This is a genomic window from Paucibacter sediminis (assembly GCF_030254645.1).
Taxonomy (GTDB): Bacteria; Pseudomonadota; Gammaproteobacteria; order Burkholderiales; family Burkholderiaceae_C; genus Paucibacter_B; species Paucibacter_B sediminis.
In genome coordinates this window covers 323,307-345,284 of the sequence record NZ_CP116346.1, presented here as the reverse complement: position 1 = coordinate 345,284, position 21,978 = coordinate 323,307, and the positions used below count along the sequence as shown (strand labels likewise).

19 protein-coding genes are annotated in these 21,978 nt (G+C 71.0%); 6 read left to right on the top strand and 13 right to left on the bottom strand.

Annotated elements, in window-relative coordinates; genetic code table 11:
• Positions 1–15 precede the first annotated feature (15 nt).
• Together PFX98_RS01620 and PFX98_RS01615 are read right to left on the bottom strand one after the other, a co-directional pair.
• The gene (locus PFX98_RS01620; RefSeq protein WP_285233428.1) at positions 16–552 is read right to left on the bottom strand and encodes a hemerythrin domain-containing protein; all 537 of its coding nucleotides are present in this window, start codon (positions 550–552) and stop codon (positions 16–18) included.
• 81 nt (positions 553–633) lie between these two features.
• Positions 634–1,161, bottom strand: coding sequence for a TlpA family protein disulfide reductase (locus tag PFX98_RS01615; protein ID WP_285233427.1), 528 nt, complete (start codon positions 1,159–1,161; stop codon positions 634–636).
• Between the two features lie 163 nt (positions 1,162–1,324).
• On the opposite strand from PFX98_RS01615, the gene PFX98_RS01610 reads away from it, so the two are divergent.
• Positions 1,325–2,107, top strand: coding sequence for a methyltransferase domain-containing protein (locus PFX98_RS01610; protein ID WP_285233426.1), 783 nt, complete (start codon positions 1,325–1,327; stop codon positions 2,105–2,107).
• Here PFX98_RS01610 and PFX98_RS01605 read toward each other — a convergent pair.
• From PFX98_RS01605 to PFX98_RS01595, 3 genes are all read right to left on the bottom strand, one after another.
• Positions 2,097–4,130: a S9 family peptidase gene (locus tag PFX98_RS01605; RefSeq protein ID WP_285233425.1), complete on the bottom strand. Its 2,034-nt coding sequence runs from the start codon at positions 4,128–4,130 to the stop codon at positions 2,097–2,099. The genes PFX98_RS01610 and PFX98_RS01605 overlap by 11 nt on opposite strands.
• Positions 4,131–4,163: 33 nt before the next feature.
• Positions 4,164–5,894 (bottom strand): PHA/PHB synthase family protein, encoded by a 1,731-nt coding sequence (locus tag PFX98_RS01600; RefSeq protein WP_285233424.1) that lies wholly within the window; start codon positions 5,892–5,894, stop codon positions 4,164–4,166.
• Positions 5,895–5,958: 64 nt separating this feature from the next.
• Positions 5,959–6,456 carry a hypothetical protein gene (locus PFX98_RS01595; RefSeq protein ID WP_285233423.1) on the bottom strand — a complete coding sequence of 166 codons (498 nt, stop codon included), beginning with the start codon at positions 6,454–6,456 and terminating at the stop codon, positions 5,959–5,961.
• 59 nt (positions 6,457–6,515) lie between these two features.
• Between PFX98_RS01595 and PFX98_RS01590 the strand changes: the two genes are divergently transcribed.
• Positions 6,516–7,886: an alpha/beta hydrolase family protein gene (locus PFX98_RS01590; RefSeq protein WP_285233422.1), complete on the top strand. Its 1,371-nt coding sequence runs from the start codon at positions 6,516–6,518 to the stop codon at positions 7,884–7,886.
• Here PFX98_RS01590 and PFX98_RS01585 read toward each other — a convergent pair.
• From PFX98_RS01585 to PFX98_RS01575, 3 genes are all read right to left on the bottom strand, one after another.
• A complete protein-coding gene (locus PFX98_RS01585; RefSeq protein ID WP_285233421.1) occupies positions 7,870–8,844 on the bottom strand; it encodes a hypothetical protein in 975 nt (324 codons plus the stop codon). The genes PFX98_RS01590 and PFX98_RS01585 overlap by 17 nt on opposite strands.
• A gap of 150 nt (positions 8,845–8,994) precedes the next feature.
• A complete protein-coding gene (locus PFX98_RS01580) occupies positions 8,995–9,879 on the bottom strand; it encodes an EamA family transporter (protein ID WP_285233420.1) in 885 nt (294 codons plus the stop codon).
• Between the two features lie 25 nt (positions 9,880–9,904).
• Positions 9,905–11,200 (bottom strand): acetyl-CoA hydrolase/transferase family protein, encoded by a 1,296-nt coding sequence (locus PFX98_RS01575; RefSeq protein ID WP_285233419.1) that lies wholly within the window; start codon positions 11,198–11,200, stop codon positions 9,905–9,907.
• Positions 11,201–11,286: 86 nt separating this feature from the next.
• On the opposite strand from PFX98_RS01575, the gene PFX98_RS01570 reads away from it, so the two are divergent.
• Positions 11,287–11,964: a zinc metalloprotease gene (locus tag PFX98_RS01570; RefSeq protein ID WP_285233418.1), complete on the top strand. Its 678-nt coding sequence runs from the start codon at positions 11,287–11,289 to the stop codon at positions 11,962–11,964.
• Between the two features lie 7 nt (positions 11,965–11,971).
• Here the strand turns inward: PFX98_RS01570 and PFX98_RS01565 are convergent, their stop codons facing one another.
• The gene (locus PFX98_RS01565) at positions 11,972–12,823 is read right to left on the bottom strand and encodes a LysR family transcriptional regulator (protein ID WP_285233417.1); all 852 of its coding nucleotides are present in this window, start codon (positions 12,821–12,823) and stop codon (positions 11,972–11,974) included.
• 103 nt (positions 12,824–12,926) lie between these two features.
• Here PFX98_RS01565 and PFX98_RS01560 point away from each other — a divergent pair, with 103 nt between their 5' ends.
• Together PFX98_RS01560 and PFX98_RS01555 are read left to right on the top strand one after the other, a co-directional pair.
• Positions 12,927–13,928, top strand: a complete 1,002-nt coding sequence (locus PFX98_RS01560) for a zinc-dependent alcohol dehydrogenase family protein (RefSeq protein ID WP_285233416.1) — start codon at positions 12,927–12,929, stop codon at positions 13,926–13,928.
• Between the two features lie 45 nt (positions 13,929–13,973).
• The gene (locus PFX98_RS01555; RefSeq protein ID WP_285233415.1) at positions 13,974–14,855 is read left to right on the top strand and encodes an SDR family NAD(P)-dependent oxidoreductase; all 882 of its coding nucleotides are present in this window, start codon (positions 13,974–13,976) and stop codon (positions 14,853–14,855) included.
• Here the strand turns inward: PFX98_RS01555 and PFX98_RS01550 are convergent.
• Genes PFX98_RS01550 through imuA form a run of 3 tightly spaced genes read right to left on the bottom strand, consistent with a single transcriptional unit; the run spans position 14,848 to position 20,214 of the window.
• Positions 14,848–18,057, bottom strand: a complete 3,210-nt coding sequence (locus tag PFX98_RS01550; RefSeq protein WP_285233414.1) for an error-prone DNA polymerase — start codon at positions 18,055–18,057, stop codon at positions 14,848–14,850. The two genes, PFX98_RS01555 and PFX98_RS01550, sit on opposite strands and share 8 nt — an antisense overlap.
• Complete coding sequence (locus PFX98_RS01545) at positions 18,054–19,424, bottom strand: Y-family DNA polymerase (RefSeq protein ID WP_285233413.1); 1,371 nt, start codon at positions 19,422–19,424, stop codon at positions 18,054–18,056. The genes PFX98_RS01550 and PFX98_RS01545 overlap by 4 nt, the downstream gene beginning before the upstream one ends.
• Complete coding sequence (imuA, locus tag PFX98_RS01540; RefSeq protein ID WP_285233412.1) at positions 19,357–20,214, bottom strand: translesion DNA synthesis-associated protein ImuA; 858 nt, start codon at positions 20,212–20,214, stop codon at positions 19,357–19,359. The genes PFX98_RS01545 and imuA overlap by 68 nt, the downstream gene beginning before the upstream one ends.
• 190 nt (positions 20,215–20,404) lie before the next feature.
• Here imuA and PFX98_RS01535 point away from each other — a divergent pair, with 190 nt between their 5' ends.
• Positions 20,405–20,983: a GNAT family N-acetyltransferase gene (locus PFX98_RS01535; protein ID WP_285233411.1), complete on the top strand. Its 579-nt coding sequence runs from the start codon at positions 20,405–20,407 to the stop codon at positions 20,981–20,983.
• Here the strand turns inward: PFX98_RS01535 and PFX98_RS01530 are convergent, their stop codons facing one another.
• Positions 20,984–21,886 carry an alpha/beta hydrolase gene (locus PFX98_RS01530; protein ID WP_285233410.1) on the bottom strand — a complete coding sequence of 301 codons (903 nt, stop codon included), beginning with the start codon at positions 21,884–21,886 and terminating at the stop codon, positions 20,984–20,986.
• Positions 21,887–21,978: the final 92 nt, after the last annotated feature.

Sequence of the window (21,978 nt, the reverse complement as noted above, 5' to 3'; positions counted from 1 at the left end):
TTCTGCGCTGCGGGCTCAGCCCCCCGTCGCCAGCCGTTGTTCGCGAGCGGTCTGCGCGGCGGCGGCGCGGCGCTTGGCCTCTGGATAGATGAAGCCTTCCTCGAGCGAAATATGCTCGTGGTAGAGCGCGCCGAACACCTCCAGCGCATGGCGCAGGCTCTCCAGGTCCACGCCCACCTGGCCATCGGCGATCTCGGCCAGCATCGGGCCCAGCTCCAGCCAGTCCTCCTCCAGCCAGCCATGGTCCTGCTGCAGGCGCAGCACCTGCTGGCACAAGGCCTCGTCGCCGCTGTTGAGCAGATCGGGGAAGACGCGCTTCTCCTCGTCGGCATGGTGCTGGCGCGCGTGGTGGCCGAAGAAGTCCACCGCGCCGCGGGCGATCGCGCGCGCGGCATCGTCGACGTTGTAGCTCTCCAGCCGCGGCATCAGCCCCTGCAGCGCCTGCAGCTGGGTCAGCACCTCGCGGTGGGTCTGGTCGAGCACCGCAAACGGGTCCACCAGTTCGACGCGATCGCGAGCGGGGCGCGACTTGCCCTTCACCAATGCAGCCATGACCGTACTCCAGCGGGTTGATCTGGGCTCGATTCTTCGCTTGCCCGGCCGGCGCGGTTTGCGCTGCGTCAAGTCAGCGCATCAGCGCATGCCCGTGCCGAAGCTGCGGCGTATCAGCGCCAGCGCCTCGGCCTCGTCCCAGGCGCGCGCGCCATAGATCTTGTGCAGCACCTTGCCCCGGGCATCGACCAGCACCGTCAGCGGCAGGCGCGTGGCGCCCAGCATGTGCTCCATCTCCAGCTGCCGGTCGAGGTAATGGTTGAAGCTGGCATTGCTCTGCTTCAGAAAGGCCAGCGCCTTGTCGCGCTCGTCGTCGGTGGAGATGCCGATCACCGCGAAGGGGCCCAGGTCCTCGCGCCAGGCCAGGCGCTCCAGCGAGGCCATTTCCTGCCGGCAGGGGCCGCACCAGCTGGCCCAGACGTTGATGATGAGCGGCTTGCCGCGGTAGGCCGAGAGCGCGCGCGGCGGGCCGTTGAGGCCTTGCAGCCGGGCCTCGCGCAGCGGCTGGCCCACCGGCACCTCGCCCGGCGTGGCCCGCGCCGGGGCCATCGATGCGAGCGTGGTGAGCGTGGCGAGGAGCGCCGGCAGCAGGGTGTTGCTGATGAACATGCGCGCATGGTAGCGGTGCGGCGTGCCGGTTGATCTTGAGCAAGGACAGCCGGATGCTGCGGTGCGCCAATCAAGCCAGGTCGGGGCTTTGTGAGCGGCGCCCTGTGGCGCGCGACCCCGGCCATTCGGGGGCATTGTGAGCAACTGGATTCTTCCCACCGCCATGTCGGCGGCCCTGGTGCTTGGCAGCGTGGCGCTGTTCTTCTTCACGGTGACGCGCGGCGCGCTGATTGCGCGCGGCGTCGGCAAGGTGTTCTTCGGCGTGCTGCCGCGCGCGGACGGCCATGTCTATCCGATCTACTCGAACATGCGGCTGATACGGCTGGTGGACTTCCAGCCCATCATCGCGGCGATCCTGCTGTTCCAGTACGACCGCCTGGTCTCCACCATCACCCAGCGCCTGCGCCGCAGCGAGCTGCGCGGCCAGCCGGTGCTGATCACCTCCTGCGCCTTCGGCAATGTAATGCCGCGCGTCGTCAAGGCGGCGCTGGGCGCGGGCGCCAGCGAGGTGCAGATCATCGACATCATCGAGAACGAGCTGCTCAATGCGCAACGCAAGCTGCAGCCCTATGCGGGCCGGCTGGCCTTCCACCAGCAGGACGCCAACACCCTGCAGCTGCCGGACGCCTCGGTGGCGGCCAATGTGCTGTTCTTCCTGCTGCACGAGCTGCCGCACGAGCTCAAGGGCCAGGTGCTGAAGGAGGCGGTGCGCGTGCTGGCGCCCGGCGGCACGCTCTACCTGGCCGAGTTCCACAAGCCCGATCCCTGGGTGCTGCGCACCCTCAGCTGGGCCTACTTCAAGGTCTTCGAGCCGCTCGGCCTGGCGCTGTGGAGCACCCATGACCCGCTGCGCCAGCTGGAGGCCATGGGCGGCCTCCACTGCGAGCGCCGCACCCTGTTCTTCGGCAACTTCCAGGTCATCACCGCGACCAAGCTCAGGGCTTGAGGTAGCGGTCGAACCAGGCCCGGAAGCGCGCCGACACGTCGCGCTCGTAGCTGGGCTTGCTGATGCCGTGGAACTCGCCGGGGTAGATCACCAGCTGGGTCTCCACGCCGAGGGTCTTGAGCGCCAGGTACATCTGCTCGCTGCCCGAGATCGGGACGTTGAAGTCGAGCTCCCCGCCCATGAAGAGGGTGGGGGTCTTGATGCGCTCGGCATTGAAGAAGGGCGCCGACACCTTCAGCCACAGCGCCGGGTTGCGCCAGGGCGCACCCAGCTCGCGCTCGTACTGCACGGCGTACTGGTCGGTGCCGAACATGGCCAGCTGGTTGGCGCTGCCGGCGCCGGCCACCGCCGCCTTGAAGCGCGTGTCGGCGGCGATCAGCGCATTGGTGAGGATGCCGCCATAGCTCCAGCCGCCCACGCCCAGGCGCGCCGGGTCGGCGATGCCCTGGCCGACGGCCCAGTCCACCGCGCCCTGCAGGTCCAGCACCTCCTTGTTGACCCAGTCGGCATAGATGGCGCGCTGGTAGGCGTCGCCACGGCCGCTGCTGCCGCGGTAGTTGACCTGCAGCACCACATAGCCGGCGGCGCAGAGTTCCTCGCGCAAGAGGTCGCGCCCCGCCAGGCTGTGACCGTCCTGGCCGTTGGGCCCGCCATGGATCAGCAGCAGGGTGGGGTAGCGCCGCCCGGGCTGGTACTCGGGCGGGTAGCTGATGAGGCCGTGCACCTCGGTGCCGTCGGCGCTGCGTGAGGCGAAGTCATCGCTGCGCCCCCAACGCACCTCGGCCGCCCAGGCGTTGTGCCGGGTGAGGGGCAGCAGCCTGGCCGGCGCCGCCGGCTGCAGCAGCTGCAGCTCGGGCGGCTGCTTGGCCGTGCTGGCGAGCAGGGCGATCTGGCCCTTGGCGGCGATGCTCAGGCCGCTCACGCTGCGGCGCCCGTCGCTGAGTTTCTCGACCTTGCCGTCCAGGCCGACGCGCGCCAGCCAGGCGGCGCCGTCGTCGTCCACGCTGGCGTAGAGGCTGGCGCCATCGGGCGCCCAGGCAAAGCGCGCCTGCAGGCCGCGGTCCAGCGCCTGCGTCAGGATGCGCGGCGCGCCGCCCGCGGCCGCCACGGTGGGCACGGTCGCAAGGCGCCAGCGCTGGTAGGCCGACCAGCGCCCCTCGTCGCCCATCAGCACGGCGAGCTGGCGGCCATCCGGGCTCCAGGCCGGGTAGGCGTCCTCGTCGGTGCTGAAGTTGGCGATCAGCTCGCGCGCCGGCGCGTCGGCCCGGGCCTCCATCACATAGAGGCCGGTGGCCTCGCTGCGCTCGCGCTCGGCCATGCGCGGGCTGAGGAAGGCGATCTGCCGGCCGTCGGGCGACCAGGCCGGCTTGGACTCGCCGAACTCGCCGCGCGTCAGCGGCGTGAGCCTGGCGCCGGCCGGCTCGAACAGATAGAGGTGCTGGCGCTGCGGCCCCAGATAGCCCTCGCGGTCCTGCTTGAAGTGGAAGCGGTCGATCACGATGGGCGGGCGGGTCTTGCGCTTCCAGCCCTCCAGCAGCTCGGGCTCGTCGGCCGGGTCGGCATCGTCCAGCACCAGCAGCAGGCGCTGGCCGTCGGGCGCCCATTGGAAGTCGGCCACCCCGGTCTTCAGGCTGGTGAGCGGCTGCGCCTCGCCGCCCTCCAGCGCGATCTGCCAGAGCTGGGCATGCTTGCGTGCCGCCTCGTCGGCGCCGCGCTTGGCCAGGAAGGCGATGCGGCGCGCGTCCGGGCTCCAGCGCGGCTTGCCCTCGACGTCGCCGCCCTGCGTCAGCTGCAGGCTGCGGCTGCCGTCGCTGCGGCTGATCCACAGATCGGTGAGCTGCTGGTCCTTGTCGAGGTCCTGCCGGCGCAGCGTGTAGGCCACCCAGGCGCCGTCGGGCGAGATCTGGGCATCGCCGATCTCGCGCAGCTGCGCGATGTCGGCCGGCCCCAGGGCGTGGGGCTCGGCCCGGGCGGGCAACTGGGGGAGCAGGAGGCAGGCGGCGAGGAGCAGGCGTTGGATCATGCCCGCATGCTAAGCCAGCCGGTGATGTGCCTCTCAGTCGCTGTAGCGCTGCATCACATAGCTGCCGGGCGCGTCGGCCAGCACCGCGCGCGCCGGGATGGGCGTGGCGGCCTGCTTGCGCCCGCCATGCCGGCCCAGCCATTGCGCCCAGGCGGGCCACCAGGAGCCCTCGTGCGGGTGCGCCTGCGCCAGCCAGTCGTCGGCGTCCAGCCAGGCGCCATGGGCGGGCCGGCTGGCGATGCGGTAGCCGCGGTGCGGATGTTGGTCGTGCGGGCCGGGCGGAGAGACGATGCCGGCGTTGTGGCCGCCGCTGGCGAGCGCGAAGGTGATCTCGGCCTCGCAGAGGTGGTGCAGCTTGTAGACCGAGCGCCAGGGCGAGACATGGTCGCGCTCGGTGCCCACCATGAAGACGGGCATGCGCAGCTCGCTCAGCGAGACCGCATGGCTGTTGACGCGGTAGCTGCTGGCGGCCAGCGCGTTGTGCAGGTAGAGCGAGGTGAGGTACTCGTGGTGCATGCGCGCCGGCATGCGGGTGGCATCGGCGTTCCAGGCCATCAGATCGCTCTGCTGTTCGCGCTCGCCCATCAGGTACTCGCGCATGCGCCGCGTCCAGACCAGGTCGCGCGAATGCAGGAACTGGAAGGAACCCGCCATCTGCTTGCCGCTCAGATAGCCCTTGCCGCGCGTCAGGTTGTCCAGCAGGCCGATCTGGCTCTCGTCGATGAAGAGGCCCAGCTCGCCGGGCTCGGAGAAGTCGGTCTGCGCCGCCAGCAGGCTGAGGGTCTTGAGCGGGGGCAGGTCTTGATAGCCGAGCAGGGGCGCGCTGCCGGCGCGCGCCAGCGCCGCCGCGGCGATCGCCAGCAGGGTGCCGCCCAGGCAATAGCCCATCGCCTGCACGCCGACGCCCTTGGGGCTGAGCGTGCCGATCGCCCGCAGCGCGTCCAGCACGCCCAGGCTCAGGTAGTCGTCCATGCCGAGCTCGTGGTCGCTGGCGTCCGGATTGCGCCAGGACACCATGTACACGGTGTGGCCCTGCTCGACCAGGTAGCGCACCAGCGAGTTGTGCGGCGAGAGGTCGAGGATGTAGTACTTCATGATCCACGAGGGCAGGATGAAGAGCGGCGCGGCATGCACCTTGTCGCTCTGCGCCTCGTAGCGGATCAGCTCGATCAGCCGGTTGCGGTGCACCACCTTGCCGGGCGTGACGGCCACGTCCTGGCCGACCCGGACGCTGGGCGGCGGCGCGGCCGTGCCGCTGGCATCCGCCAGCCAATGCCGCAGGCCCTGGGCCAGGTGCGCGCCCTGCGATTCGACCGCATCGTTCAGCACCACCGGGTTGCTGAGCAGCCAGTTGGCCGGCGCCAGCATGGCGAGCCATTGCTTGGCGAAGAACTGCGTCATCTCGGCATGGTGGGCGCTCATGCCCGGCACGCGGGCGGCCTCGCGCCAGAAGGCCTCGGCATTGCGAAAGCCGGCGCGCAGCTGGCTGTAGGGCCAGGCGGCCCAGGCCTCGTGGCGAAAGCGCGGGTCGTCGTCACGCGCGCCGGCGCCGCCCTCGGCCGCGCCATCGTGCTGCCGCAGGGTGTCGGCGCCCAGCTGCGCGGCCAGCGCGGCCAGCTCCAGCTGGCGGCCCGGCGAGACGCCCAGATGCCAGCCCCAGTCCGCCATGGCCAGCGCCAACGAGACCGGCGAAAGCCCGCCGGTGAGCGGGGCGGCGGCCGCATGCAGCACGCGGTCCAGGCGTTGGGTGGGGGTCTCGGTCATGGAGTTTCACCAAGTGACAACGACCTATTCTGGAACGCCGCGCCTCAGCCGGGCTTGAGTTCCATCAAGACGAACGCGGGCGCTCGAAGCCCGCCTCCACCCAGGCCGCGGCGCTGGCCTGGCTGAGCTTGAAGCCCGGCGCCACGCGCACCTGGGCGAGGCGCTCGCCGGCGGCGTCGAAGGCCGCCAGCAGCGCATGCGGCGCCTCCTCGTCGGGCACGATGTCCAGGGTGACGAGCAGGCGGCCGGCCTCGCTGTCCAGCTTGAGCTCGCGGTGCAGCTGGGCATACAGGGCCTGCTCGTGGCGGCGTATCACCTCGCTGGCGGTCTTCACCAGGGTGTTGAAGGCATTCACGTCCAGGGGCTTGGGGTTCTTCTTGTCGCGGCCCATGGTCCAGGGGCCCACCAGGGCCGGCTCGGCCTCGCCGGCCTTGTACATGGCCACGGCCCAGCCCTCGTCGTCCTCGTTCTTGATGACCTGGGCGGTCCAGCCGCGGTCGCGCCAGAGGCGGGGCTCGTTGATGGCGGCGTCGGGATCTTGCTGGGTATCGGATTCACTCATGCCTAGAGTGTAGGTAGGCCCTAGCATGCGCGCCTGCACACCAAGACGAAGGGGAGAGGATGCGAACAACCATCTGCAGGGTCTTGCTGGCCTGTGCCTGGCTGGCGCTGGGCAATGCAAGGGCGGCCGAAACCACGCCCGCGGCCGCGCCGCCGCCGGCCCTGGAGGCCTTGCGCAAGGAGGTCAACGAGCGCAATGCGGCCCTGGTGCAGCAGGGTTTCAACCTGACCCACGGCCTGCGGCTGCAGGGGCGCGGCGGCGCGCCCGCGCGCATCAGCCTGGTGCTGCCACCCTCCGACGAAGACCACCGCCTGCACCTGTGGCTGGCGGTGCAGGGCGGCGAGGCGCAGCTGACGCTGCGCGGGCCGGCCGGCCAGGCGCCGCTGCTGAGCTGGGCGGCGCGCCAGGGCGAGACCAGCTTGCAGCGGCGCCTGCCGCCGGGCCGCTACGAGCTGGAGTTCGACGCCGGCGCCAGCGAGGGCGGCTTCGCCCTGCTGGGGGTGAAGGGGCCGGCGCTGGTGTTGCCACAGCTGGACGCGGCGCGGGTGCAGGAGCGTGCCGCGGCCCCCGAGCGCGGCTTCCACTGGCCCTATTTCCTCTACCTGCCCCAGCAGATCAAGTCGCCGCATCTGCTGGTGGTGCCCAACAACAGCGGTTTCGTGAGCACCGAGCTGGAGCTGCTGCGCGCCGCCGCCGCCGGCGAGCTGAATCGCCAGGCGGCGCTGGCCGAGGGCCTGGGCGTGCCGCTGCTGGTGCCGATGTTTCCGCGCCCGGCCGATCCGCAGGCCGATGACCTCTACCTGCAAGCGCTCAGCCGCGCCGCCCTGCTGGCCACGCACCCGGCCTGGCAGCGCGTCGACCGCCAGCTGCTGGCGATGGTGGACGATGCCCGCCAGCGCCTGGCGCAGCAGGGTCAGGTCTTGTCGGCGCGGCTGCTGATGTCGGGCTTCTCGGCCTCGGGCTCCTTCGTCAACCGCTTTGCCTTCCTGCATCCCGAGCGCGTGCTGGCCCTGGCCAGCGGCTCGCCGGGCGGCTGGCCGCTGGCGCCACAGGCGGCGCTGGCCGATGGCGTGGCGCTCAACTACCCGGTGGGCGTGGCCGACCTGGCCGCGCTGAGCGGCGAGGCCTGGCGCCCGGCCGCGCTGAAGGCGGTGGCCGCCTTCATCTACATGGGCGACCAGGATGCCAACGACGCGGTGGTGCATCGCGACAGCTTCTCGGCCGCCGACGAGCGGCTGATCTTCGCCCGCTTCGGCAGCACGCCGCTGGCGCGCTGGCAGCTGAGCCAGCGCCTCTACGCCGAGCAGGGCCTGGATGCGCGCTTCGTGCTCTATCCGGGCGCAGCGCACAGCGTCACGCCGCAGATGCAGGCCGACATCGCGGCCTTCTTCGCCGAGCGGCTGGCGGCGGCCGTCAGCGCTGCGCCGTGACGATGGGCGCGGCGCAGTCGGCCGCGGCGCCGGTGCCGCGCACCACGAAGGGCTGCTCGGCCCAGGGGCCGCTGTGGGCGCCGGCCGCCTTGCCGCCGCAGCCCTTGCTCTTGACGATCTCGTCCACCGCGGCAGCCTGCTTGGGCGCCAGCTTGGGCAGCTTGGCGGCGAACACCAGCTGCATGGCCTCGGCCGGCGTGGCGCCGTCGGGCGCGGGCAGGGGGCCGAACAAGGTGCTGATGCTCTGCGTGTCCTTCAGCGCCGCGCCGGACTTGGCGCCGCCGCGCAGGCGCCGCACATAGGACAGCGCCACCTCCATGGCCGCATAGCCGCGCGCCACCGAGACGGTGAAGGGCTTGAGGAAGCCGGCGCTGTAGGTGGCGGCCACCTGGTCCCAGCGCGCCTTGTCGATCGCCAGCACCGGGCACAGCACGGCGTCGTATTTGTCGGAGATGCTGGGCTCGAAATCCATCCAGCAGCTGGTGCGGGCGCTGACGCGCAGGCCGGTCTCGCTGCGCAGCTTGGCCGCCAGCTTCTCGCCCGCGTAGAGCTCCACCCGGCCGAGCTGCAGCTGGCTGCCTTCCAGGCCCTTGACGCGTTCGGCATTGCTGGAGACGAAGCCGATGCCGGCGTTCTTGAGCAGCTCGGCGCCGCCGCCGATCTCGCACCAGTTGCCCAGCACCACGTCCACCCTGGCCTCGATCAACGCCTTGGTGGCGGCCTCGGCCTTTTTGGGGTCGCAGCCGCTGTCCTTCACGATCAGGGTGGGCACGGGCTGCGAGGGCCAGGTCTTGAGGGCCAGCTGCATGCCGTTGCGGATCTCCTCGGCCTGCGCCTTGCTGGGCCAGCTCTCGGGCAGGATGACACCGATGCTGCCGCCGCTGGCCTGGGCGCTCATGGACGAGGCCATGGCCAGCAGGCCGAGGCTGAACAGGGCTGCGCGCTTGAATTCCGTCATCGTCTCGTGCTCCTCGGTCGATCGGCGGGCGGTGCGGATGTCGCCCGAGCGGGTGTATCGCCCGGACTTCGGCCAGCGGCAATCGCCGTTTACCCTGGAGCTGGGGTTTGAGTGCGCGCGCGGCGGTAAGGTGTCACGAATCCGCCACGTTCATCCCAGCGCGAGGGCGGCCACGCCCAGGCCGATGCACAGCGCGCCCAGCAGGCGCAGCAGGCGGTCGCCCTCGCCCAGCAGGCTGCCGCCGGCCAGCGCCGCGAACAGCATCGAGACCTCGCGCGCCGGCGCCACATGGCTCAGCGGCGCCAGGCGCATGGCGTGGAGCACCAGCACATAGCTGATGGGGCTGAGCAGCGCGATCGCCAGCGCCGCCTTCCAGCGCGTGCGCCAGACCTCGAGCGTGGCGGCGCGCCGGTGGCCGGCCAGCAGGGGCAGTTGCAGCGGCACGCGCAGCAGGTTGTTGGCGTAGTAGGCCAGCGCCGGCGCGATCGCCAGCACCTTGACCGCATAGCCATCCACCAGGGTGTAGCCGGCGATGCAGGCGCCGGTGAGCCCGCCCCACAGCAGGCCCCGGTGCACGCGCCGGCGCTGCTCGGGCTGCTGTGCCCGCTTGAACAGGCCCGGCCCGCCGGCGATCAGGAACACCCCGCCCACCACGCCCAGCGCGCCAAGCGCGCCCAGCAGGCTGAGCGGCTCGGCGAGCAGCAGCAGGGCGCCGGCCGAGCTCAGCAGCGGGCCGCTGCCGCGCGCCACCGGATAGACCACGCTGAGGTCGGCCACCGCATAGCCCTGCATCAGGCAGTGGTAGTAGACAACGTGCAGCCCGGCGCTGCCGGTCAACACCAGCAGTTCCTTCCAGCCCCAGTGCAAGACCTGTTCCAGCCCCAGCCAGGGCAGCAGCGGCGCCCAGACCAGCAGCACCAGCAGGGCGATCAGCAGCACCAGGGCCTGGCCGCCGCCGGCCTGCTTGGCGATCAGGTTCCAGGCGGCGTGGCAGAGCGCGGCGATGAGGACGAGGGCGAGGGCGAGCGGGCTCATGGCCGCGCATTCTCGCCGCTGGGCCTCAGAGCAGCTGCAGCTTTCTGGCCTGCTCGCGCAGCTCGCCCCGGAAATCCGGATGCGCGATGGCGATCAGCTCCTGGGCGCGCTGCTTGGCCGACTTGCCGCGCAGCTGGGCCACGCCGAACTCGGTGACGACGTAGTTGATGTCGTTCTTGCTGGTGCTCATGTGCGTGCCGGGCGTGAGCGTGGGCACGATGCGGCTGATGCTGTCGCCCTTGGCGGTGGAGGGCAGCACGATGAAGGCCTTGCCCTCGCGCGAGCGATTCGCGGCGCGCACGAAGTCGCTCTGGCCGCCGGTGCCGGAGTAGGGCAGGGGCCCCAGGCTCTCCGAACCGCATTGGCCCAGCAGGTCGATCTGCAGGGTGGCGTTGATGGCGCAGAGCTTGTCGTTGCGGGCCGCCTCGTAGGGGTCGTTGGTCACGTCCACCGGATGCATTTCCAGCGCCGGGTTGCGCTCCATGTACTGGTAGAGCTTTTTGGAGCCGAGCGCGAAGGTGGCGATGCTCTTGCCCGCGTGGTGGGTCTTGCGCCGGTTGGTGACGGCGCCGGCCTCGATGAGGGTGAGGATGCCGTCGCCGATCATCTCGGTGTGCACGCCCAGGTCGCGCTTGGCGGTGAGCTGCATCACCACCGCGTCGGGAATGCCGCCATAGCCGATCTGCAGGGTGGAGCCGTCGTCGATCATGTCGGCCACGTATTTGCCGATCGCCTGCTGCACCGGGCCGATGCTGGGCAGGCCCACCTCCATCACCGGGGTCTCGTCCTCCACCAGGGCCGCCACCTGCGAGATGTGCACGCGGCAGTTGCCATAGGCATAGGGCACGTGGGGGTTGACCTCGAGCACCACGGCGCGCGCCTTGGCCACCGCGGCCATGGTGTAGTCGGCGCCCAGGCTGAGCGAGAAGTAGCCGTGCGCGTCCATCGGCGAGGCGAGTGCGAACACCACGTCGGCGGCCATCTGGCCGCGCGCGATCAGGGCCGGCATCTCGGAGAAATAGCTGGGGATGAAGTCCACCCAGCCGGCCTGGCCGCCGGGGCGCGAGGCGGCGCCGTAGAAGAAGGACACATGGCGCACATGCTCGACGGTCTCGGGGTCGAAATAGCCGAACTTGCGCACCGCCAGGATCTGGCCCACCTTGATGTCGCGGAAGCGCCGGCGCTGTTCGGAGAGCGCCGTCAGCAGCGCGGGGGGCTCGCCCACGCCGGTGGGCACGATGATGAAATCGCCGTCGCGCAAGTGGCCGAGGGCGTCGTTGGCGCCGAGGCGCTTGCTGCGGTAGAGGTCCTGAACGGTCATGGGCTGGGTACTGCTGGTGAAAATTGAACCCCAGTCTGCGGGCTGCAGCTGACAGGGGCTTGACCCGGCTCTGCTCCAATGCGGTCATGCGCCTGATGCTCTGCCTTGCCCTGCTGTGCCCGCTCTTGCTGCGGGCCGCGCCGGCCAGCCTGCGCGAGCAGGAGATCGCCGAATGCCGCCCCGGCGAGATCAGCACCTGGGGCGATGGCCGGGACCGCCCCGCCATCGCCACGCCGCTGCTGTTCGTCTACAGCCACCGCGGCGCGCCCTACTGGTTCGGCGCGGCGCAGGTGGAGCAGGCGCTCGACAAGGCCTTGCAGGGCTGGGCCGGCTGCGGCGTGCCGGCGCGCCTGCTGCTGGGCGAGCATGCGCAGAACGCCTGGCGCCAGGGCGCGGTGCTGGTGCAGTGGAACGAGCAGGGCGCGGCGCGCAACTTCGGCCTGGCCGATCTGGGCCGGCGCACGCTCTCGCTGGGGCCGGCGGCCTTCGAGCTGCTGCACGAGCGCAACCCCGGCCACCCGGCCGAGCAGACCCTGCAGATGGTGATCTCGCACGAGATGGGCCATCTGTTCGGCGTGATGGCGCATTCGAAGCGCTGTGTGGACGTGATGTCCTATTACACCGGCGCCATGGGCGAGGTCTGCAGCATCCGCGATGGCTCGCGCCTGGCCAAGGGGGTGGAGTACCGGGCGCTGCTGCCCACCGCCTGCGATGTGCAGCGCTGCCGCGCGGCCAATGCGGGCCTGCCTGCCGGGCAGCGCTGAGGCCGCCCTATTCGGCCAAGCGCGCGGCCACCAGGTCCACCAGCGCGCGCAGCCGTCGCAGGCGGCGCAGGTCGCGGTGGTAGCCCAGCCAGACATCGCGTCCGGGCGGCGGCGGGTCGATCTCGATGCGCTCGATGTTGGCGATGCTGTCGCCCAGCGGCCGGGGCAGCACCGCCAAGCCGGCGCCCAGCGCACACATGCGCGCCTGCACGTCGCGGCTGTTGCTGGTGAAGGCAACACGTGCCTTGGGCAGGGTCTTCTTCAGCCAGCGTGCATCGGGGAAGTCGCTGTAGGCGGCATCCAGCGTGATCAGCGCGCTGCCCTGGCCGCCGGCGCCGTCCGGTCGCGGGCTTCCCTTGGCCACATAGAGACCGTAGGGCACGGTCATCAGCCGGCGCTGGATCACGTGCGGCTCGGCAAAGGGCTGGATGCGAAAGGCCAGCTCGGCTTCGCGGCGCGCCAGGCTGAACAGGCGCGCGTCGGTCACCAGCTCGATGCTGACGCGGGGATGCGCCTTGCCGAACTCGGCGAACACCGGCGTCAGCATGTGGACGCCAAACCAGTCCGACGACGCCACGCGCAGCTGGCCTTCGAGCTGCGTCTGCTGCCCCGCGAGCTCGCGCTCGAAGGCCAGCGCCTCCTGCTCCATGCGCTCGGCATGGGCCAGCAAGGCGTCGCCCTCGTCGGTCAGCAGCAGGCCCTCGCTGCCGCGCTGAAACAGCGCGTGGCCCAGGTCCCGCTCCAGCACCTTGAGCCTGCGGCCCATGGTGGGCTGGCTCTGCTTGGTGGCACGCGCGGCACCGCTCAGTGAGCGTGCGCGCGCAATCGCGAGAAACACCTTGATGTCACTCCATTCCATCGATGCCCTCAACAAATGTGCATGGAGTCCATGCGATGTTGTGAATTTACATGCGTTATTGACGAGCCAAGAATAGCGCCACTGACCCACAACGGAGATCCCCATGACCACCACCTCCATGCGCGCCCTGGTGCTTGAAGCCACCGACGGGCCATTCCTGTCCCGGACGCTGCCGGTTCCCGTGCCGGGCCCGGGGCAGGTGCTGCTGGAAATCGCCGCCAGCGGCGTGAATCCGCTGGACGGCAAGATCCGCGCCGGCAAGGCGGCCCATGCCCGGCATGCCCTGCCGGCCGTGCTGGGCATGGACGTCGCTGGCGTGGTGCGGGCCGTGGGCCCCGGCGTTGCGCGCTTGCGCGTCGGCGACCAGGTCTATGGCCTGACGGGTGGGGTCGGCGGCCTGCAGGGTTCGCTGGCCGAGTTCGCCGCCGTGGACGCGGACCTGCTTGCGCGCAAGCCGGCCAATCTGTCGATGCGGGAGGCCGCGGCCTTGCCGCTGATCACTATCACGGCCTGGGAAGGGCTGGTCGACCGGGCCAGGACCAGGGCCGGTCAGAAGGTGCTGGTGCATGGCGGTGCCGGCGGGGTCGGCCATGTCGCGGTGCAGCTGGCCAAGGCGCTGGGCGCCGAGGTGTATGCAACCGTGTCGCCGGAGCAGGCCGAAACGGTGCGCCGCTTTGGCGCCACACCGATCGACTACCGGACCACCGCCGTCGAGGCCTATGTGGCCGAGCACACCGGCGGCCTGGGTTTCGATGTGATCTACGACACCGTGGGGGGTGCCGTGCTCGACGCCGCCTTTCAGGCCGTGCGCCCCCATGTCGGCCATGTGCTGAGCTGCCTGGGCTGGGGCACGCATGCATTGGCGCCCCTGTCGTTCCGGGCGGCGAGCTACTCGGGCGTGTTCACGCTGCTGCCGCTGCTCACGGGCGAGGGCCGTGCCCACCATGGCCACATCCTCGAAGAGGCCGCGAAGCTGGCCGAACGCGGGCAGCTTGTGCCGCTGATGGACGCGCGCCGCTACACGCTGGACAGCGCGCTGGCCGCGCATGAGGAAGTGGCCGCCGGCCGCGCACGCGGCCGGCTGGTGGTCGAGGTGCGCGCCTGAAGGTGCGCCGCAGCGAGTGAAACCCCCATGGAACAGGTGAATGCAATGACTCAAGTCTGGTTGATCACGGGCAGTGGCAGTGGCCTCGGCCGCCACATCGCCGAAGCGGCGCTCGCCGCCGGGCATTGCGTGCTGGCGACGGCCCGCGAGGTCCGCGCCCTCGACGCGCTCGTCGAGCGCTATGGCCCGCGCGTGCGTACCGCCGCGCTCGATGTGCGCGACGAGGCGCAAGGCGTCGCGGCGGTACGGGCCGCCATCGCCGCCTTCGGCCGGCTCGATGTGCTGGTGAACAACGCCGGCTACGGCGATGCGCGCCCCTTCGAGCAGATCCCGTCCGAGGACTTCCGCGCCGTGGTGGAGACCTGTCTGTTCGGCGTCGTCAACCTCAGCCGTGCCGCACTGCCGCTGATGCGGGCGCAGCGCAGCGGGCACATCATCCAGATCTCCTCGGTCGGCGGGCGCATCACCAGGCCCGGCAATTCCTCGTATTTCGCCGCCAAGTGGGCGGTGGGCGGCTTCACGGAATGCCTGGCGCAGGAGGCCGCGCCCTTCGGCGTGGCGGTCACCGCGCTGGAGCCGGGCGGCATGCAGACGAACTGGGGCAAGCGGGCCCATGGCCAGGGCGTGGCCCTGCTGCCCGATTACGAGCCCTCGGTCGGCGCCTTCAACCGCATGCTGGAGGACTATTGGGGCCATGAAAACGGCGACCCGGCCAAGGTCGCGCAGGTGGTGCTCAAGCTGGCAGCGGCCGCGCAGCTGCCGCCGCATATCCTGCTGGGCAGTGATGCCTTCGCCTATGCCCGCCAGGCCGAGCAGGAGCGCGCCGAACTCGCCGACCGCTGGCAGGCCCTGAGCGTCTCGATCGATCGTGCCGCCAGCGGCCCGGTGCCGGAACTCGCCGGTCTGGCCGACCCCGGCCCTACCTGAAGTCCCGGCTGCTGACCCCCAGCCGCCCCAGCCAGGGCGTCAGGTCCTCGAAGCGCTGGCCGAGCAGATGGCGCACGCCGTTCTCGTGCTGCCAGCGGCCATGCACCACCAGCAGGCGCGCGGCCAGGATGGTGGAGCGGTGCGCCTTGTAGATGTCGGGCCAGACGATCACCTGCACGCTGCCGGCCTCGTCTTCCAGGCTGATGAAGAGCGTGCCCTTGGCGGTCTGCGGGCGCTGGCGCACCGTCACCAGGCCGCAGCTGTGCACCATGCGGCCGCTGGGCCAGTCTTGCAGCTCGGCCGAGCTCTGCAGCCCGCGCCTGGCCAGGCGTGCGCGCAGCAGCGCCAGCGGATGGCTGCGCAGGGTCAGGCCCAGCGAGGCATAGTCCCACAGCACCTCCTCGCCCTCGGGCGCGGCGGGCAAGGCCAGCTCATCCTCGGCCGGCATGCTGCCGCGCAACAGCGGCGGCAGGCTGCGCAGCGCCGAGGCCTGCCAGACCTGCTGGCGGCGATGCCCGCTGAGCGAACTGAGCGCATCGGCGGCGGCCAGCAGCTGCATCTCGCGCTGGTCCAGCGCGGCGCGCAGGGCCAGGTCTTGCGCATCGCTGAAGAGGGCTGCGCTGCGCGCCGCCACGATGCGCTCGGCCGCCGCATCCGCCAGCCCATGCACCAGGCGCAGGCCCAGGCGCACGGCGGGCTGGGCCAGTGCGGCATCGTCGCCCAGCACCTCGGGGGTGAGCCGGCTGTCCAGATCGCTGTAGCTCACATCGGCGGGCAGCACCTCGACGCCATGGCGGCGCGCGTCCTGCACCAGCTGGGCCGGGGTGTAGAAGCCCAGCGGCTGCGAGTTCAGCAGCGCGCACAGAAAGGCCGCCGGCTCGTGCCTCTTGAGCCAGCAGCTCACATAGGTGAGCAGGGCAAAGCTGGCGGCATGCGATTCGGGGAAGCCGTAGGAGGCAAAGCCCTTGATCTGCTTGAAGATGGATTCGGCAAACGCGTCCTGGTAGCCGCGCGCGCGCATGCCGTCGAGGATTTTTTCGTGGAACTTGCCCAGGTCGCCGGGCCGCTTCCAGGCCGCCATGGCGCGGCGCAGCTGGTCGGCCTCGCCGGGCGTGAAGCCGGCCGCGATCATCGCCACTTGCATCACCTGCTCCTGGAAGATCGGGATGCCGCAGGTGCGCGCGAGCGCCGCCTTCAGGTCCTCGCTGGGGTAGACGACATCGTCCGGGTGCTTGGCGCGGTTCTCCAGATAGGGGTGCACCATGCCGCCCTCGATGGGGCCGGGGCGCACGATCGCCACCTCGATCACCAGGTCGTAGAACTTGCGCGGCTTGAGGCGCGGCAGCATCGACATCTGCGCGCGGCTCTCGATCTGGAAGGTGCCGATGGTGTCGGCGGCGCAGATCATGTCGTAGGTGGGATCGTCGCCCTGCGGCGTGGTGGCGAGCTCCAGCGTGCTGCCGCGCAGCCGGTTCACCATCGCGTAGCAGCGCCGCAGCGCGCTGAGCATGCCCAGGGCCAGCACGTCGACCTTGAGCAGATTGAGCGCGTCGAGATCGTCCTTGTCCCACTCGATCACGCTGCGGTCCTTCATGCTGGCGTTCTCGATCGGCACCAGGCGCGACAGCGGCCCCTCGGTGAGTACGAAGCCGCCCACATGCTGGCTGAGGTGGCGCGGCATGCCCATCAGCTGGCGCGCCAGCGTGATGAGCTGCTGCAGCTTCGTGTCCTGGGCATCGAAGCCAAGCTCCTGCTGCAGCTGCGCGAAGCGCTCGGGTGGCAGGATGTCCTCGCTCCAGCCCGAATGGTCCTTGGCGAGCTTTTCCAGCAAGGCCGCGTCGAAGTCCAGCGCGCGGCCCACGTCGCGCAGCGCGCTGCGCGCGCGGTAGGCGATCACCACCGCGGTGAGGGCGGCGCGGTGGCGGCCGTAGCGCTGGTAGAGGTACTGGATCACCTTCTCGCGGCGCTCATGCTCGAAGTCCACATCGATATCGGGCGGCTCGTTGCGCTCCTTGCTGATGAAGCGCTCGAACAGCAGGGTGCTCTCGGCCGGGTCCACCGCGGTGATCTCCAGGCAGTAGCAGACCACCGAGTTGGCGGCCGAGCCGCGCCCCTGGCAGAGGATGCCCTGGCCCCGTGCGAAGCGCACGATGTCGGCCACGGTGAGGAAGTAATGCTCGTAGCGCAGCTCGGCGATCAGCGCCAGCTCATGCTCGACGCGCGCCAGCCAGGCGGCGCCGCCGTCCGCGGGCCAGCGCCTGGCCATGCCCTCGAAGGTGAGGCGGCGCAGATAGCTGGAGGGCGTCTCGCCGGCGGGGATGACTTCGCTGGGGTATTGGTAGCGCAGCTCGTCGAGCGTGAAGTGGCAGCGCTCGGCGATCTTCAGCGTCTCGGCCAGCAACTCGGGCGGGTAGACCTGGGCCAGGCGCAGGCGGCTGCGCAGATGGCGCTCGGCATTGGGCTGCAGGTCCAGGCCGCAGGCATGGATGGGCTTGTTGAGGCGGGTGGCCGTCATCACGTCCTGCAGGGGCTTGCGCGAGCGCACATGCATGTGCACATCGCCACAGGCCACGAGCGGGATCTCCGTGGCCTCCGAGAGCGCGCGCAGGCGCTGCAGCCAGAGCTCGTCGGAGAGTTCGCTGAGCAGCTCCACGCCGATCCAGGCGCGGCCCGCGAAGGCGCCCAGCAGCCAGCGTGCCTGCGCCAGCAATTCGGCATCGCTGCGGCTGCGCAGCGGCAGCAGGATGAGCAGCAAGCCGTCCAACTGGGCTTGTTGGCTGGCGGTATGCAGCTGCGGCCAGCTCAGCCGGTACTGGCCCTTGGTGAGGGAGGCGCGGCGCAGATCGGTGATGAACTGGCTCAGGTTGCCATAGGCCTCGCGCTGCGGCGCCAGCAGTACCAGCTTGAAGAGCGGCGCCTCACCGTCGTCCGCGCGCACCAGGAACTCGCTGCCGATGATGAGCTGGGGCAGCTCCAGCTCGGGGTCCAGCTCGGGCCGCTCGCCCATCAGGCGCTTCAGGCCCACATGCGCGCGCACCACCCCGGCCAACGAGCATTCGTCGGTGATGGCCAGGGCCGCATAGCCCTGGTCGTGGGCGCGCCGCACCAGCTCCTCAGGATCGGAGGCGCCGCGCAGAAAGCTGAAATTGCTCAAGCAGTGGAGTTCCGCGTATCCCCCCGGTCCGCGCGTCTGGTTGTTCATGCGAACACCCCATGCAGAAACCAGCGCTGCTCTGCGGTGGAGAGGCGCTCCTGGTAGATCCACAGCAGGCCGCTCAGGCCGTTGCTGGCGCTGCTGCTGCTGCTGCGGGCGAGGAAATAGTCGCGCTGCACCTGCGGATCCACGGCCTTGCCGCCCCACCAACCACCCTCGATGCGCTGCGGCCCGGCCAGCAGCTGCAAGACCTGGCCCTGGTGAACGGGTTGGTCGCGGCGCGTCTTGAGCGCCAGCGGCGGCTCCAGCAGCCAGCTGGGCTGGGGCTGCAGGGCCGGGCGCATGCTGGCCGGGGGCAAGACCTGGCCCCAGGCCAGCCAGTCCTGCATGCATTCGGGCCGGTGGTCCTCGCGCAGGCGGGCGCGGCGCACGCGCTCGGGGCCCAGGCGCACCGCCATGCGCTCCAGCAGCTGGTTGAGCGGCTCCCTGGGCTGTTCGGGGGATCCTGCACCATTGGGGGGCAGCAGCGAGGCGCTGTGTTCCTGCAGGGCCAGCACCTCGTCGGCGCACAGGCTTAGCTCGCCCACCGGCGCCTGCAGCGTCAGCTGGGCCAGGTGCTCGCGCATGAGGCGCGCGAGATGGCCGAAATCGCGCGTGGTATCGGCCGTGCCCAGGCTCAGCTGCCCGCCGCTGCCGGCCTCGCGCGCGCGCATCGCGTCGTGCTGCCAGGCGAGCGTGAGCCGCTTGATGCCGGCATGCCGCGCCGCCAGCCAGGCGCAGAGCTGGCGCAGGAGCTGCTCGACGTAATGGCTCAGCGCCGGCGCGTTCTCGATGCGGTAGGGCAGCTCCAGGCGCGCCCGGAACTGCTCGGGCGCCACCACCCAGGCATGGGCCTCGGGGGCCTGGCCATAGGCCTGGTCCAGCGCCTGCAGCAGGGCCGGGCCAAAGCGCCGCGCCGTGGGCCCGCGCGGCAGCGCGCGCAGCTGGCCCAGGCGCTGGCAGCCCAGCCGCGCCAGCATGGGCGCGTGCGCGGCCACCGCGCTGAGGCTGTGCAGGGGCAGGCTGTCCAGCAGTGGGGTCAGGTCTTGCGTGAGGCCATCCACGATGCCCGCTCTGGCGAGAGCCAAGGCGCCCAGGCTGGTGGGGGCCCAGGCCAGGCCCTGCACGCCATAGGCCGGGCCCTCTCGCAGCACGCGCCGGTGCAGGGCGCGCAGGCCGCCGAACAGGCGCAGGCTGGCGCCCAGCTCCAGCAGCACGGCCGGGCTTTCTTCTTGCTCATCTTCCAGCAGGGCCACGCGCGGCGTGAACTGCAGGCTCCACCAGGCCAGGGTCTGCCGCGCGGCCGGATCACTGCAGGCTGGCGGCGCGAGCAGCAGGGCGAGCCAATACAGCGGATGGGGCGGGTTTGGGCTCATGGCTGAGCTCCTTGGGTACGGCGGGGATGCTCGGCGCGATGACCGTGGCGGGGCGCAGCTGCCGCGGCGCCAGCAGCGCGGCCAGCTCGGCCGGCAGCGCCTCCAGCCGCAGCGCCTGGGCATGGGCGGGGCCGCGGCGCTTGAGGATGTGCAGCTGCAGCTGCCAGTCGGCGCCGGGGCTCAGGATCAGGCGCAGCGGCGCGGCCGAGGATTGGGTTTGCACCGCCAGCGGCCGGAACAGGAACACCGGCGCCGCCGAGCCCAGGGCCGCGGCCTGCAGGCGGCGTATCTGCGCCGGCCTTGCCTCGGGCAGCCAGGCCAGCACGGCGCCGGCGGCATTCGCCTTGATGGCCTGCTCGGTGGCCCAGAGCGCCTGCAAGGCATTGGCGGGCGCGACCCAGACCAGCTGCTGCGGCGTGATGCCATGCGCGCGCAAGCCCGGCAGATGGGGTTGCTGCGGCGGGTTCACCAGCAAGAGCGGGGGGCGCGCCGCGGGCGCCGGCGTGACGGGCTTGCGGCGCATGGGCTGGGGCTGCGGGGCTTGTTGTTGCAGCAGCCGACCCAGCGCCGGCCCCAGCAAGCGCCATTCGCACAGCCCGGCCTGGGCCTGCAGGATCTCGCTGAGCATGCGCGTGGGCCAGCCGCCACCGGGCAGCTGGGCATCCAGGGCGCCGAAGCCGCTGGCGATGCAGGGGCTGGCGCTGGCGCCCAGGCTGGTGGCGCGCCACAGCCGTGCATCGGCCAGCAGGGCGGCGTGGCTGGGATCGGCGGCGAGAACGGCGGTTGGCATGATAACTGTACAAAAACACAGTATATGCAAATCGGCAGCATGTCACAGCGGAATCCGCTGCGCGCACAGGCCCCCAAGCCCAGGGGGCTCGGCCCGCCCGGGCTGCCGTCATAATCAGGGAAAACCCCGAACCCAAAGGCTTTGGCAAGGCATGAGTTGGCAAATAGGTCCCGTTGCGAATGCGCATCCCATGGCAGCACCGCTGCTGCTGGAGACCGAGCGCCTGCTGCTGCGCGCGCCCGCCGACGCCGACCTGGACACGCTGTTCGAGGTGCATGCCGATCCGGTCACCAACCATCACAGCCCGCACGGGCCCCTGCACGCGCGCGCGGAAGCCCAGGAGCTGTTGCAGCAATGGCAGGCCCATTGGCAGCAGCGCGGCTTTGGCTACTGGGTGATTGCCCTGCGCGAACTGCCCGAGCAGGTGCTGGGCTTCGGCGGCATCATGGCAAAGCCCATCGATGGCCAGGAGGGGCTGAACCTCTACTTCCGCTTCCGCCCCCAGGCCTGGGGCCAGGGCTATGCCTCCGAGATGGCGCTCACCGCCCTGGGCCTGGCCTTCACGCAGCTGCAGGCCCCCGCCGTGCTGGCGGTGGTGCGCCCGGCCAACACGCCCTCGCGCAAGACCCTGGAGCGCATCGGCATGCGCCTCAAGGGCTCGCTCGCCGACGTGCCGGGGCAGGCGCCCAGCCTGCTCTATGAGCTGACGGCGGCGCAATACGCCAGCAGCCCCCGCCAAAAGCCCGAACCGACGCCGTTTGGGGCGTGATCAGCAACCCTGCCGTGCGGCGCCGCGTTCCAGCCAGGCGCGGGCGGCCGCCAGGCCCTCGGGCTTGCGCAGGGCGCCGCCGTGGGCGACCTCGGGCACCTCGACCACGCGCAGGCAGCTGTCGCGATGCTGCATGGCCTGCGCCAGGCTGTGGGTGAAGGCCGGCGGGCTGGCCGGGTCCAGGCTGCCCACCAGCATCAGCGTGGGCCGGCGCAGCTCGCGCAGGGCCTGGTGGTTGTCGTAGCCGCGCACCGTATCGGCCAGCCGGATGCTCACGAAGGGCTTGGCATACCAGGGCACCTGGTTCTCGGCCCAGGCCTGGGCTGTGGTCAGCGCGCCTTCCAGCAGCAGCGCATCGGGGGGCAGCTCTCGGGCCAGATGGGCGCTCACCAGGGTGCCCAGCGAAAAGCCCCAGTAGGCCAGGGGCAGGGCCTCGCCGGACAGGCGGCGCGCTTCGCGCACGGCGGCCTGCGCATCGGCCATCAACTGCGGGGTGCCACCCACACCTTCCGACAGACCCATGCCGCGATAGTCCCAGAACAGCGCATTGAGCGGCAACTGGCTCGCATCGCGCAGCAGGGCGGGATAGCTGCGCTGCACGATATTGCCGGCGCCCTGGAAATAGACGGCCGTCAGCCGGGCGCCGGGTTGGCGCAGGAACAGGCCGCCCAGCAGGGTGCCATCGGCCGAGCGGAACTGCACCTGCTCCAGCCCTGCGCCGGACTCGGCGGCGCGTGCCTGCGCCTGCGCCAGCCAGCCGGCCTCCATCGGCTGCTGGTGGCGCACGAAGAGGTCGGCGTCGTTGACGTCCACGCTGGCGCAGGCCGCCAGCAGGAGGCCGGCCAATGCGGCGGCGCAGGCGCCCAGGGGATGGCGCGGGGTGGTGCTGGGGCGAGCGTGCATGGCAGTTTTCATGGGCAAGTTTGGGCGCACAGCGCCCGGACGGCGCGCAGTATAGAAAGCGCGAGAGGCGTCAACTACGAGGGTTATGCCTG